This window comes from Streptomyces pactum (genome assembly GCF_016031615.1).
In the GTDB taxonomy this organism is placed as follows: domain Bacteria; phylum Actinomycetota; class Actinomycetes; order Streptomycetales; family Streptomycetaceae; genus Streptomyces; species Streptomyces pactus.
This window is the reverse complement of sequence record NZ_JACYXC010000001.1, coordinates 731,870-745,156: the sequence shown is the minus strand read 5'-3', so window position 1 is coordinate 745,156 and position 13,287 is coordinate 731,870. Positions and strand designations below refer to the sequence as shown.

At 73.3% G+C, this 13,287-nt stretch carries 13 protein-coding genes; 6 read left to right on the top strand and 7 right to left on the bottom strand.

Translation table 11 applies throughout. From position 1 onward, the window contains the following. Positions 1-19: 19 nt before the first annotated feature. Complete coding sequence (locus IHE55_RS02960) at positions 20-2,239, top strand: NADP-dependent isocitrate dehydrogenase (RefSeq protein WP_197987586.1); 2,220 nt, start codon at positions 20-22, stop codon at positions 2,237-2,239. A gap of 457 nt (positions 2,240-2,696) precedes the next feature. Next, positions 2,697-3,773 carry a S1 family peptidase gene (locus IHE55_RS02955; protein WP_372442606.1) on the top strand — a complete coding sequence of 359 codons (1,077 nt, stop codon included), beginning with the start codon at positions 2,697-2,699 and terminating at the stop codon, positions 3,771-3,773. A 361-nt stretch (positions 3,774-4,134) separates the two neighbouring features. On the opposite strand, the gene IHE55_RS02950 is transcribed toward IHE55_RS02955, so the two are convergent. The 3 genes from IHE55_RS02950 to IHE55_RS02940 all read right to left on the bottom strand — a co-directional run bounded on the left by IHE55_RS02950 (position 4,135) and on the right by IHE55_RS02940 (position 7,204). Beyond that, a complete protein-coding gene (locus tag IHE55_RS02950; protein WP_197987585.1) occupies positions 4,135-4,641 on the bottom strand; it encodes a MarR family winged helix-turn-helix transcriptional regulator in 507 nt (168 codons plus the stop codon). Positions 4,642-4,677: 36 nt separating this feature from the next. Then, positions 4,678-6,468, bottom strand: a complete 1,791-nt coding sequence (locus tag IHE55_RS02945; RefSeq protein ID WP_197987584.1) for an FUSC family protein — start codon at positions 6,466-6,468, stop codon at positions 4,678-4,680. Between the two features lie 262 nt (positions 6,469-6,730). Continuing rightward, entirely contained in the window at positions 6,731-7,204 is a 474-nt protein-coding gene (locus IHE55_RS02940) for an NUDIX hydrolase (protein ID WP_197987583.1), read from the bottom strand. Between the two features lie 144 nt (positions 7,205-7,348). Between IHE55_RS02940 and IHE55_RS02935 the strand changes: the two genes are divergently transcribed. Next, entirely contained in the window at positions 7,349-7,807 is a 459-nt protein-coding gene (locus tag IHE55_RS02935; protein WP_197987582.1) for a DUF5709 domain-containing protein, read from the top strand. Between the two features lie 192 nt (positions 7,808-7,999). Then, positions 8,000-8,362, top strand: a complete 363-nt coding sequence (locus IHE55_RS02925) for a hypothetical protein (RefSeq protein WP_197987581.1) — start codon at positions 8,000-8,002, stop codon at positions 8,360-8,362. 287 nt (positions 8,363-8,649) lie between these two features. Here IHE55_RS02925 and IHE55_RS02920 read toward each other — a convergent pair whose 3' ends face one another. Continuing rightward, positions 8,650-9,582: an NmrA/HSCARG family protein gene (locus IHE55_RS02920; protein ID WP_197987580.1), complete on the bottom strand. Its 933-nt coding sequence runs from the start codon at positions 9,580-9,582 to the stop codon at positions 8,650-8,652. Positions 9,583-9,683: 101 nt separating this feature from the next. Between IHE55_RS02920 and IHE55_RS02915 the strand changes: the two genes are divergently transcribed. Further along, the gene (locus tag IHE55_RS02915; RefSeq protein ID WP_197987579.1) at positions 9,684-10,322 is read left to right on the top strand and encodes a TetR/AcrR family transcriptional regulator; all 639 of its coding nucleotides are present in this window, start codon (positions 9,684-9,686) and stop codon (positions 10,320-10,322) included. 100 nt (positions 10,323-10,422) lie between these two features. Here IHE55_RS02915 and IHE55_RS02910 read toward each other — a convergent pair whose 3' ends face one another. The 3 genes from IHE55_RS02910 to IHE55_RS02900 all read right to left on the bottom strand — a co-directional run bounded on the left by IHE55_RS02910 (position 10,423) and on the right by IHE55_RS02900 (position 12,249). After that, a complete protein-coding gene (locus IHE55_RS02910; protein WP_197987578.1) occupies positions 10,423-10,923 on the bottom strand; it encodes a nucleoside deaminase in 501 nt (166 codons plus the stop codon). Positions 10,924-11,019: 96 nt separating this feature from the next. Next, positions 11,020-11,490, bottom strand: coding sequence for a cyanase (gene cynS / locus IHE55_RS02905; protein WP_197987577.1), 471 nt, complete (start codon positions 11,488-11,490; stop codon positions 11,020-11,022). 153 nt (positions 11,491-11,643) lie between these two features. Beyond that, positions 11,644-12,249 carry a carbonic anhydrase gene (locus IHE55_RS02900; RefSeq protein WP_197987576.1) on the bottom strand — a complete coding sequence of 202 codons (606 nt, stop codon included), beginning with the start codon at positions 12,247-12,249 and terminating at the stop codon, positions 11,644-11,646. Positions 12,250-12,375: 126 nt separating this feature from the next. Between IHE55_RS02900 and cynR the strand changes: the two genes are divergently transcribed. Next, a complete protein-coding gene (cynR, locus tag IHE55_RS02895; RefSeq protein WP_197987575.1) occupies positions 12,376-13,161 on the top strand; it encodes a transcriptional regulator CynR in 786 nt (261 codons plus the stop codon). Positions 13,162-13,287 lie beyond the last annotated feature (126 nt).

Genomic DNA, 13,287 nt, shown 5'->3' with positions numbered 1-13,287 from the left:
ACGTGGAGCGGAGCACCCGGTGACTGACTCGACCATCATCTACACCCACACTGACGAGGCCCCGGCCCTGGCGACGTACTCGTTCCTGCCCGTGGTCCAGGCGTACGCCTCGACGGCCGGGGTCACTGTGGAGACCCGTGACATCTCGCTCGCGGGCCGGATCATCGCCAGCTTCCCCGAGCACCTCCGTGAGGACCAGCGCATCGACGACGCGCTCGCCGAGCTCGGTGAACTGGCCAAGACCCCCGCCGCCAACATCATCAAGCTGCCCAACATCTCGGCCTCGATCCCGCAGCTGAAGGCGGCGATCGCGGAGCTGCAGGAGCAGGGCTACGCGCTGCCGGACTACCCGGACGACCCCAAGACCGACGAGGAGCGGGAGATCCGGGCGCGTTACGACAAGGTCAAGGGCAGCGCCGTGAACCCGGTGCTGCGCGAGGGCAACTCCGACCGCCGCGCCCCCGCCTCGGTGAAGAACTACGCCAAGACCCACCCGCACCGCATGGGCGCCTGGAGCTCCGACTCCCGGACCAACGTCGCCACCATGGGCGCCGACGACTTCCGCTCCACGGAGAAGTCCGCGGTCGTCGCGGAGGACGGCGCGCTGCGGATCGAGCTCAAGGGTGACGACGGCTCCACCACCGTGCTCCGCGAGTCGGTGCCGGTGCTCGCCGGCGAGGTCGTGGACGCCTCCGTGATGCGCGTCGCGGCGCTGCGCGAGTTCCTCACCGCCCAGGTCGCCCGCGCCAAGGCCGAGGGCGTGCTGTTCTCGGTGCACCTGAAGGCCACCATGATGAAGGTCTCCGACCCCATCATCTTCGGCCACGTGGTGCGCGCGTTCTTCCCGAAGACCTTCGCCACGTACGGCGAGGCGCTGGCCGCGGCCGGACTCACCCCGAACGACGGCCTCGGCGGCATCTTCAAGGGCCTGGAGTCGCTGCCCCAGGGCGCCGAGATCAAGGCGTCCTTCGACGCCGAGCTCGCCGAGGGCCCCGAGCTGGCGATGGTGGACTCCGACCGCGGCATCACCAACCTGCACGTGCCCAGCGACGTCATCGTGGACGCCTCGATGCCGGCCATGATCCGCACCTCCGGCCACATGTGGGGCCCGGACGGCCAGGAGGCCGACACCCTCGCGGTCCTGCCGGACAGCAGCTACGCCGGCATCTACCAGGTGGTCATCGACGACTGCCGCGCCAACGGCGCCTTCGACCCGGCCACCATGGGCTCGGTGCCCAACGTGGGCCTGATGGCGCAGAAGGCCGAGGAGTACGGCAGCCACGACAAGACCTTCGAGATCCCGGTCACCGGCACCGTGCGCGTGGTGGACGCGAACGGCGACGCGGTGCTGGAGCAGGCCGTGAGCGCCGGCGACATCTTCCGGATGTGCCAGACCAAGGACGCGCCGATCAAGGACTGGGTCAAGCTCGCCGTGACCCGCGCCCGTGCCACCGGCGACCCGGCGGTCTTCTGGCTCGACGAGAACCGCGCGCACGACGCCAACCTCATCGAGAAGGTCCGCGCCTACCTGCCCGAGCACGACACCGAGGGCCTGCAGATCGAGATCATGGCCCCGGTGGACGCGATCGCGTTCTCCCTGGACCGCATCCGCAAGGGCCTGAACACCATCTCGGTCACCGGCAACGTGCTCCGGGACTACCTGACCGACCTCTTCCCGATCCTGGAGCTGGGCACGAGCGCCAAGATGCTCTCGGTCGTCCCGCTGATGAACGGCGGCGGCCTGTTCGAGACCGGCGCCGGCGGCTCCGCGCCCAAGCACGTGCAGCAGCTGGTCAAGGAGAACTACCTGCGCTGGGACAGCCTCGGCGAGTTCCTCGCGCTGGCGGTCAGCTTCGAGCACCTGGCGCAGACCACCGGCAACGCGCGGGCCCAGATCCTCGCCGACACCCTGGACCGCGCCACCGCGACCTTCCTCAACGAGGACAAGTCGCCGAGCCGCCGCCTGGGCGGGATCGACAACCGCGGCAGCCACTTCTACCTCGCCCTGTACTGGGCGCAGGAGCTGGCCCGGCAGACCGACGACGCGCAGCTCGCGGAGGCGTTCAAGCCGCTGGCCGAGACGCTGACCGAGCAGGAGAAGACCATCGTCGAGGAGCTGATCGCGGTGCAGGGCTCGCCGGCCGAGATCGGCGGTTACTACCAGCCCGACCCGGCCAAGGCCGCGTCGGTGATGCGCCCGTCCGCGACCTTCAACCAGGCGCTGGCGACCCTCGCCTGACGGTTCCCGTCCGCGTTCCCACCGCCCCGGCCGGCACCCCCGGCCGGGGCGGTGTGCGTTCTCCCGGACGGCCCGGCCCCGGCGGCCCCGTCCGGACGGCGTCGCCGCTCCCCGGGCGAGGCCGTCCGGACGGCCTCGCCGGAACGGCAGCCGCTGCCCCGGCGTCACCGTTCCGGGCCGGGGACCGGTCCGCCCGCTCGGCGCCGTCCCGGTCCGGGGGCCGGGACGAAGCGGTGGGCGGGGAATCCTCCGGCGAGCCCGGTGGCCGTGCGGCGAGCCAGGCGGTGCCGGTGCCGTGGACCGCGAGTCACGGTCGGACCGACGACAGACTTCTGATATGGGTTGGTTTGGCATGCTTTGTGGCTCGGGGTGGGTGGTCTCGCGGCGGTCCGCTCGGTCTCCATCGAGCCGCCCGGTGGTCCACCGCCGGGCCCGTCCCCCCCCACGGAGGTTCGAGTTGAAGCGCAGAAGTGTACGGACCCGCGGTGCGGTCACCGCCGGCGCCGGCCTGGTGATGCTGGCCGCCGCCGCCCTCGCCCTGCCCAGCGCCAGTGCCGCTCCGGGCGACGACATCCCCGATCCCATGACGGCCGTGAACGCCGGTCAGCTGGCCACCACCCTCGACGACGACCTCGGGTCCGCAACGGCCGGCTCGTACTACGACCCCCAGGAGCGGGCGCTGGTGGTCAACGTGACGGACGAGGAGACGGCGGACCGGGTCCGGGAGGCCGGTGGCCGCCCCCGGGTGGTCAAACACTCCCTGGCCTCCCTCGACGAGGCCCGCGCGACACTGAAGGACCAGGCCGCCATCCCCGGCACCGCCTGGGCGATGGACCCCCGGACCAACCAGGTGGTGGTCACCGCCGACTCCTCGGTCACCGCCGAGAACATGCGGCGGCTGGACACGGTGGTCTCCTCGCTCGGCGACCGGGCCACGGTCCGCCGGTCGGCGGGCACGCTGCGGCCGCTGATCGCCGGCGGGGACGCCATCTGGGGCGCCCAGGCCCGCTGCTCCCTGGGGTTCAACGTCCTCCAGGACGGCGAGCCGTACTTCCTGACGGCAGGTCACTGCACCCAGCTGGTGGAGAGCTGGTCGGACGCCCGCGGCGGCTCGGAGGTCGCCCTGACCGAGGCCAGCAGCTTCCCCGGGGACGACTACGGCCTCGCCCGGTACACCGCCGACATCGCCCACCCCAGCGCGGTCAACCTCTACAACGGCGGCGTCCAGGAGATCAGCGAGGTCGGTACGGCGATCGTGGGCCAGCAGGTGCGGCGCAGCGGCAGCACCACCGGGCTCCACGAGGGGGTGGTCACCGCGGTCAACGCCACCGTCAACTACGCCGAGGGCACTGTGGAGGGCCTGATCGCGACCACCGTCTGCGCCGAGGCCGGCGACAGCGGTGGCCCGCTCTTCGCCGGGAACACCGGGCTGGGACTGACCTCCGGCGGCAGCGGCGACTGCACCTCCGGCGGGGAGACCTTCTACCAGCCGCTCACCGAGGCGCTGGAGGCCACCGGCACCGAGCTGGGCTGACGCCGGGCGGCGGCCGGTGCGGTCGCCGGGAGGCCGCCGCCCGCCGCGGCGCGGAGCCGGCCCCTGCCGCGGCGGCGGGGCGGAACGGATGCCCGGCCCGCCGGTACGGACGCCGGGGGCGCCCGGTGTGCCGGGTGAGGCGCCGGCCGCCGGGCGCTCCGTGCGCGCCGACCGCCCCCGGTGCGTACGGGGCCCGGTACGGGTGCGTACGAGGGGCCCGGCCCCCGGGCGGGGCCGGCCGGGACGGCAGCCGGGGGCGGCCGCCGGGGAGGGGCGGCGTCACCGCCGGCTGCCGGCCCAGCCTCGCGTACCGGGACGGTCGGGGTCCGGCGGAGGTCGGGGCCCGGGGCGCCGGCCGGGGTCAGAGCTGGAGGCCGCCCAGCCGCCCCTCCAGCAGGACCAGCAGCTCCGAGAGGTGCTCGGACAGATCCGACCGGCGCCGGTCGTCCAGCCCCGCCAGCAGACTGGATTCGTACGCCAGCTGGCGCGGCAGCAGCCGGTCGATCAGCTCCCGGCCGGCGTCGGTGAGCGACAGATGCGAGACCCGGCGGTCGCGGGCGTCGGGGTGCCGGGCCACCAGGCCGCGTTCCTCCAGGCCGCGCAGCCGCTTGGTGACGGCGGCGCCCGAGGCGAAGGTCTCCCGGGCCAGCTGACCGGGCGTCAGCTCACGGCCGGTGCGGCGCAGGGTCCCCAGGATGTCGAACTCCGGGCGGGAGAGCCCCTCGTGCACCAAGGGGGCGTCGGCGGCCTGCTGGAGGAGTGCCGCGCAGCGGTTGAGCCGGCCGATGAGACCCATCGGCCCGGTGTCCAGGCCGGGATGGACCTGCTGCCACTGCCGCTCCACGCGTGCGACGATGTCCTCGGCCACCTCGGGTCTCCTCTCCGCCGGTGTCTCCGGCGCGCCTCAGCCCCATTCTGCCGCCCGGCGGTCGGCGGGACGCCGCCGGACCAACTGGGCGAGCAGCCGGTGTCCCTCCCGCTCGGCGGCGGCCGCCCGCTCCTGCGTACCGGCAGGTTGCCACCACTCGCCGGAGGCCACCTCGACCGCCTCCCGCAACTCCACCAGCGACGTCCGCAGCCGGTCGCCGACGGGGCCGGCGCCCGGTCCGGCGGCCGGTTCCGGAGCCGGTGCGGCGAGCGTCCGCCGGGCCTCGGCCATGGCGTCCTCCGCCGCCCGCAGCGCCGCCTCCGCGCGGCCGGTGGCCCGCCGGTTGGTGATCACGCAGCAGGCCAGCAGGCCCAGCCCGGCGCCCAGCAGGGTGTCGGTCCAGCGGGCGCCGATCAGCTCCCCGGCCGGGTGGCTGCCGCCGAACTCGGTGAGCAGCAGCGCCATCGGGGTGACGCAGACGCTGCCCAGCCAGTAGTTGCGGGTGATCAGCGCCTCGGCGCCGATCTGACAGGCCAGGACGAGCAGCACCATGGCCGCCGCCCCGGTGTGGACGACCGGCAGCAGTGCGGCGAACACCACCAGCCCCAGCAGGTTGCCCAGGGTGCGCTGCACCGCCCGCTGCCAGGACAGGCTGGTGTTCGCCTGGTGGATGGACGCGGCGGTGACCACGGCCCAGTAGGGACGGCTGACACCGGCGGCGATGGACACCCAGCCGGCGAGCGCGCAGCCGGCGGCCACCCGGGCCCCGACCGGCAGCAGGGGCGAGCCGGGGGCGAACGCGGCCGCGATCCGGCGGGCACCGGCCCGCGCCCGGCGCCCGGGCCCCTGCCGGGGTGCCGGTGACGCGGACGGCGCGGAGCCGGCCCGCTCGACGGCCACCCCCGCGAGTTCGGCCGCCTGCGCGGCGGTGAGCGCGACCCGGGGCAGCGGCCGCCCGCTGCGCAGGTCGCGGGCCCAGCCGGTGTACCGCTCCGCCTCGGCCGCCGGGTCGCCGACCTCGGCGGCGAGCGCCGACTCGGCGCGCACCAGCAGCCGCGCCAGACCCGTCCGGACCCGTGCGGCGGAGCCCCGCCCGGCCGCCCCCGGGCGGCGGCCGGGCCGTGCACCCGTACGGCGCGGCGCCGACCGCAGCGTGTGCCAGGCGGCGTTCACCGCGGCCGCGGTGGCGTGCCGCGCCCCGGCGTCGGCCGGGGCGCGCAGCAGGCCCGCCGCCGCCTCCAGCGCCCGGGCGACGGCGATACGCTCCGGCCCGTGCGGGCGCACCGCGGCCGGTGCCATGCACACCAGCCAGGCGAACGCGCCGCAGGCCGCCGCGAGCAGCAGGTGCCCGGGGACCTCGGCGGGACGCTGGGGCACGAAGAACGCCGAGGCGGCGATGAACGTGAAGATCAGGTTGCCCGGCGGGCCGATCCGGGTCGCGTCACAGACGACCTTGTGGACGGCCGCCAGCAGCGCCGCGAGGAGTACCAGCACCGGTGCCGAGCGGGTCCAGCAGGCGGCGGTGAGCGCGAGCCCCAGACCGGCGACCATGCCCAGCACCACCCAGAACAGGGCGCGGGCCCGGGCCGCGTAGGGCAGCCCGTGCCCGTAGAGCGCGCACATCGCCCCGGCGGAGGTGTACAGCGCCAGATCGAGGCGGTCCGCGGCGAGCAGGGAGAGGTTCGGGACCGCGAGTGAGAAGGCCGCGCTGAACGCGGGCTTGCGCCAGATGTCCACGGCCTTCCCGAGCCGCACGGTGCGACGCAGGGAAGGCGGCCGGACGGGACCGCCCGGCCGCTTCCCGGGGGCTTCGGGGTGCTTCGGCATACCAGAAGGTTAGCAAGTGTTTTACTGGTGAAATACCGGAGTGGTGCCGGTCCGGTCTCCGGCGTCGCCCCGGCGTGGTGCCGGTCCGGTCTCCGGCGCCGCCCCGGCGACCCCGGCCGTTCCCGCGATCCGGCCGTTCCGGTCGTCGGCCGCCCCGCCCCGGTGGCCCGGCCGTTCCCGTCTCCGGCGCCGCCGCCGGTGGCGCCGCCGGCGCGGGTGTCGCGTGGCGAGGCCACCTCCGCCGGCGCGGAGGTGGCCCGCATCACCCGGCGAGACGCTCCGCCAGCCGGTCCACGAAGGCTCCCTGCGCCGCCACGACCAGCTCCCGCGCCCGGTCCAGGTCCCACCAGGCGACCCGGTCCACCTCCGGGAACCGCCGCAGCCGGCCCGAGCCGCGCGGCCACTCCATCTCGAAGGTGCCCGGGACCACCCGGTCCGGGTCCAGGTCACCGGCCACCGCCCAGACCGTCACCTCCTTGCCGCCGGACTGCCGGACCGAGCCGAGGGGGAGCAGCGGGCCGTCCGGGGGCGGCAGGCCCAGCTCCTCCGCGAACTCCCGGCGGGCGGCGGCCTCCGGCTCCTCCGCACCCGGTTCGTACTCGCCCTTCGGCACCGACCAGGCGCGGGCGTCCCTGCCGGCCCAGTACGGACCGCCCATGTGTCCCAGCAGGACCTCCGGGCCGCTGCCCGGGCGCTGCCGGAACAGCAGGATCCCGGCGCTGTGCTTTCCCGTCACCCGTCGAGTCTGCCCCCGTGGGGCAGGACACCGCAGCGCAGGAAATATGACGGTTCGGGGGGATACTGGTGGTGAAACCGCTGCGGAAGTCCAGGCGCCGGGGCCGGCCAGGGGAACGAGGCGAGGCGAGGCAAGGACAGGGCCATGAGCGAAATGGGCGACGAGGTCTACCAGCCGGACGACTCCGAGGTGCAGGACGACGAGGGGCTCCTGGAACCGGAGGACACCCTCATCGACCGGGGCCTGGAATCCGCCTTCGACGAGGGCTACTCGCCCCCCGAACGGCCGCTGGGGGTGGAGAGCTGGGGAACCACGGCGGCCGAGCAGCACGCCCGGCAGCCACTGGAGAAGCGGCTGGCGGACGAGCTGCCCGAGGTGCGGCCGCCGGAGGGTGACGGCATCGGCGACCAGCCGTGGGGGGAGGGGGAGCCGCTGGACGGCGAGGTGGGCGCGGAGCGGGCCGGGCGCCTGGTCGCCCCCGACGAGGGCGCGCACCCGGACACCGAGAAGGACCTCGTCGGCCGCGATGTGGGCATCGACGGCGCGGCGGCCTCGGCGGAGGAGGCGGCGGTCCACATCGTGCCCGGGACCGAGGCCGGCTAGGGGTTGTCCGACAAATGATCACCTGGCTGGTCCGCGGAGCCGGAGGATCAGCGAGGCCAGGACGATTCCGGCGCGGTAGCGGTGGGCGAGCTTGACGAACCTGGTGGCGATCGCGCGCAACTGCGATGGTTGACCGATTGGCGACTGGCCAGCACAGTCGGGACAACGTTGCTGGTCACATATGGTGACGGGGTGAACGAGAGCCTGCCTGCCGACGTAGCCGGCGTGCTCACAGCAGTCCTGAACACGGACAGTCCGGTTCATGTCGCGCTCCGAAGACAGATTCCGCACCTCAGCGTGCGAGCGCGCTGCACGTGCGGGTGCGGCACCGCCTACTTCGAGCTTGACACCGGCGAAGCGGAGCCCGCACCGACTGGCTCCAGCACGGTCGTGGCTGCCGAAGCGCAGCTCGTCACCGAGTCTGGCGAGTGCCCCGGTGAGATCCTGGTCTTCACGCAGAGCGGCTACCTGTCGTGGCTGGAAGTCTGTTCATGGAGCGACGACGTCGAGGTGACCCTGGACGCCGCGCGTCACTGGCTGCGGACACGCTCGTGATCTCGAACGGCCGGAGTCCAGCAGGCTCCGCGACATGAGCAGCGCGTCCTCGGAGGGGTCGTCGATGCGGTCGCCGTTCCCGCTGTCAGCGCCGTAGTACTGAGCCCCCATCGTTGTCTCTCCCTCATCCTGTCGGCCCTGGCCGTGGTCAGCATGCCACGCGTCGTGCACCGGATTCCCCGCTTCCGCAGGCAGGCCCGGTTGGCCCGGGACCGGAACGGCAGGCCGGCCAATGGGTGCAGGTGCCCGGCGAATCCGGCCTCCGCCCCGGCGGGCGCTGCCGAAGGTCACGGCGTCGGATGCCCGTGGCCGGACACGGGTGTCAGCTGCTCGTCCGCCCACTCGGCGAAGGTGGTGAGCGGGATGCCCAGTTCCTGGGCGAAGGCGGGCCGGGCGGGCTGGAGGACCATGTTGTTCCACTCGTGTCCGGCTCCCCACGTCGGCATGCCCGCGTCGAGGGCCTCCTGCAGGCCCATGGAAGGCGCGGTCACCGGCACGCCCCAGGCGGCGGACAAGGTCTGCGCGATCTGTTCCATCGTGCGCAGGTCACCGGCCAGTTCCAGTTCCACCCGGTGGAACCGGTCGGGGTCTTCGAGGGCGTGTGCCGCGGCGGTGCCGATGTCCCGCACGGCCACCAGGGCCAGTTCGGTATCCGGTTTCAGTACCGTCAGCAGGCCGCCGCGGGGCCCCCGGGGCGCCAGCAGGGGCAGGTTCTCCATGAAGAAGGCGGGCTTGATCACCGTCCAGCGGGCGAAACCCGCGGCGCGTACCGCCTCCATGATCGCCTGCTTGGTGTGGAAGTAGTCGGCCATCGCTGCCCAGCGGCCTTCGGCCCAACCGGGGGCCTGGGTGTGCTCACCGACTCCGCTGGTCGAGGACTGCACGAACTGCCGCACGCCCTCGGCCTTCGCGGCATCCACGAGGTTGGTGGCCTGGGTGAGCTCGCCCGCGAAGTCCACAGCGGTCTCGGTCATCGGCGGCATCTGCACGGAGAACACGGCGCGGACCCCCTCGACCGCCGGGCCGAGGGTGGCCCGGTCGGAGAGGTCCGCCCGCACCAGCTCGGCGCCCAGCGCCTCGATCGCCCGTGCGGGCTTCGACCACGGATCGCGTACGAGTGCACGTACGGGCACCCCGGCGGCCAGGAGCGCGCGAGCTGTGGCCCCGCCTTGCCGGCCGGTGGCTCCGGTGACCAGGACGGTATCGCTGTCGACGGGCATGGCCGCTGCTCCTCACGGACCGGAGAAGGAAAACGGCGGGGCCCGCCGTTTTCCCTGCCGCTACGATATGGCGGGGTCCGCCGTTTAGCAATGGGGAGATCATGACCGGCCAACGCTCAGACGCCCGACGCAATTACCGACGCATCCTCGCCGCCGCCGAAGCCGAGGTCGCCGCACACGGTGCCGACGCATCCCAGGAGCAGATCGCCCGGGCCGCGGGCGTCGGATCGGCGACCCTGCGCCGCCACTTCCCCACCCGCCGGGCCCTTCTCGAAGCCGTCTTCCAGGAGCGCATCGAAGTCCTGTGCGAGCACGCCCACCGGCTGAGTGCGGCCGAGGACAGCCGCACCGCACTCCTGGAGTGGCTCCGCGCCCTCGTCGACTACGCGGTCTCGGCCCGCGGATTCGCCGACACCCTCAGCTACGAGCCCCCCACCGAAGAGCCCTCCCCGCACTCCTGCGGAAGCAGAATCGAGGCGGCCGGGAATCCCCTGCTTCAGCGAGCCGTCCGGGACCAGGCGGTCGCACCGCATGTCACTTTCCACGACCTGCTGACCCTCGCTGTCGGCATCGCCCTGGCGACCGAGCATCACCAGGACCCCGTCACCCAGGCCGGCCGCCTCTTCCGCCTCGCCGTGGAAGGATTCAGCCCCGAACACGGCATCCCTGGGATGCCCAGGAACTCCGGCTCTGCGGCGCCGGTGACGGAGAGCCTGCCGACGGGCGGGGCCGCCTGCTGATCACCCTCGTCATCGTCAGCAGTCTCAGACCTCCGATCGGCGGGTTCGGCCTCCTCGGTTGCCTCGTCCGCCACCGCAGATCCACCCGGTCATGGCGGGGTCAGGCGGCGGTAGGGGCGCCGGCGACGCGGCGGTCGCCGCCGTTGCGCTCCTGCCAGAGGCGGTAGACCTCGACCGCGGCGTCGCGGGGCTCGTGGCGCATGGGCAGGCGCCGCTCGTCCCACGGCTTGGCGAACTCCTCGTAGAAGGTGTCCAGCTCGAAGTACTTGCGGTCGTCGACGTAGTGGGGCTCGTAGGCGTCGCGGGTGGTGAGGAAGACGACCTCGTCCGGCGAGCAGTAGTACAGCGAGCCCAGGCACATCGGGCAGGGGTGGGCGAGGACGTAGATGGTGGTGCCGGTCAGGTGCTCGGTGCCCAGCCTCACGCACGCCTCGCGGATGGCGAGGATCTCGGCGTGGGCGGTGGGGTCGCTGGTCTGGGCGACCTTGTTCGCGCTCTCGGCGAGGACCTCGCCGTCCTTGACGATGACGGTCGCGAAGGGCCGGCCGCCCTCGGCGACGTTCTGCCGGGCGAGGTCGATGGTGCGCTGCACGAAGTCCATGGGTTCCCTCCGGGAAGGGGCTGCGTCGGGTGGGGCTGCGGGCGGGGCGGGCCGGATGCTGCGGCCCGCCCCACCGGTGGAGGCGGTGCCCCGGATTCAGAAGGGCTTGGTCGGCAGGTACTTGCCGTCCAGGGTGATGACGGCGCGCTCGCCGCCCTCGGGGTCGGCGACCTTCTTCACGTCCAGCTTGAAGTTGATCGCGGAGATGATGCCGTCACCGAACTGCTCGTGGACCAGGGCCTTGAGGGTGGTGCCGTAGACCTGGAGCATCTCGTAGAAGCGGTAGATGGTCGGGTCGGTGGGGATGCCGCCGGGGATCGAGCCGCGGGTGGGGATGGTCTGCAGGAGCATCACCGCGTCCTCGTCCAGGCCGAGCAGCTCGGCGACGGCCTTGGCGGACGCCTCCGGGAGGGCGTGCTGGCCCAGGACGGCGGCGGTGGTGAAAGCGACCGAGAGGCCGGCGGCGTCGGCGATCTGCTCCCAGGTGAGGTCCTTACGGATCTTGGCCTCGACAGCGGCATTGGCCAGAGCCTCGCGAGCGGTGGGATCGAACTGGGCGTGCACCATGACAGGAGCTCCTTCTACGGTGGTGCCGGTCCTCAAGGGGAGGGTGGGCCGGCAGGTTCTCGGGTGGGGGGCGGTCCCGGCGTGCCACGTCGCGGGCCGGGACCTGTCAACGCCTCCGGGCAGGGTCCGGGGCGGATCGGGGCCGGGGCCCGGTCAGGCGGCGAGGGCGGTGCCCGCGCCGGTGACGTCGAGTGCTTCGACGCCTCCGGTGGCGATGTCGAAGACCCAGCCGTGCAGCGTCACCTTCCTCTCCGCCAGCGCCCGGGCGACGGAGGGGTGGGTGGTCAGGTTGGTCAGCTGCGCCGAGACGTTCCGGCGGACCAGCGCGCCGACCTTCTCGGGGCCTGCCGCCATGCCGGCGGTGCGGGCCACGGCGGCGTCCGCGTGCCGCAGCCACTCCGCGACCGTCGGCGCGCCGGTAAGGTCGTGGCCTTCTGCCAGGGCGGTCATCGCGCCGCAGGCGGAGTGACCGCACACCACGATGTCGCGCACGCCCAGCACGGCGACGGCGTACTCGATGCTGGCCGTCACCCCGTTGGCGCCGGGGGCGTAGGCGGGGACGAGGTTTCCGGCGGTGCGGATGACGAAGAGCTCACCCGGCTCGCCCTGGGTGATCAGCTCCGGTACGACACGGGCGTCCGAGCAGCCGATGAACAGCGCGTGCGGCGTGTGGTGGGCGGCGAGGTGGGTGAAGAGGTCCGCCTTGGCCGGAAAGACATCGCGCTGGAACCGCGCGACGCCCTCGGTGAGGTCCTGCATGGGTCACTCCCTCCGTTAGCCGTCCGGCCTCGGGGGCCGACGAGTTCCACCATGCACGACCTGCATCTATAGTGTCCAAGAGCTGCTGACCATGGCCCCTATAGATCTCATCTATAGTGTGTTTTTATGGCCGCCCTGGAACTGCGTCACCTGCGCTACCTGCTCGCCGTCGCGGAACACGGCAGCTTCACCCGCGCCGCCGAGGAGCTGCACATCTCCCAGCCCACCCTCTCCCAGCAGGTCAGACAGCTGGAGCGCACCCTGGGCGTGCAGCTTCTCGACCGCACCGGTCGCACCGTACGGCCCAGCGACGCCGGCGCCGTCTACATCGAGCACGCCCACCGGGCCCTGCGCGACCTGGCCGCCGCCGAACGGGCCGTCCACGACGTCCAGGACCTCTCCCGTGGCCACCTCCGCCTCGCGGTCACGCCGACGTTCACCGCCTACCTCATCGGCCCGGTCGTCGCCGAGTTCCATGCCCGTCACCCGGGCATCACGCTGACCCTCACCGAAGCGGCTCAGGACCGCATCGAAGCCGGCCTGGCCGGTGACGAGGTCGACCTCGGCATCGCCTTCACCGCGCCCCATCTGCCCGGCATCGCCGCCACACCGCTGTTCACCGAGACCCTCAGCCTCGTCACCGCGGCACAGCACGTCCCTGCCGCCGGCCGTCGGCCCATGCCGGTCCAGGATCTCGATCGGCAGCACCTGGCCCTGCTCAGCGGTGACTTCGCCACCCGCGGCCATATCGACGCCTACTTCACCCGCCACCGGGTCCATCCGCGCATCACCGTGGAAGCCAACTCCATCCAGGCCCTCACCGAGATCGTCCAGCGCACCGGTCTGGCCACCGTCCTGCCCGACGCCATCACCCACGACCACGTCGCAACCCGCGCCTACACCCCCGCCTGAAGCGTCACGGCACCACGACACCGGCCCCGCCCGCGCCAGCGGCGGGCGGGGCCAGTGACCGCTCCGGGCTGCGGCTGTCCGGTCCGGCGCCGTGCAGCGTGCCGCCCGTGAGTACCGTCGTCGATC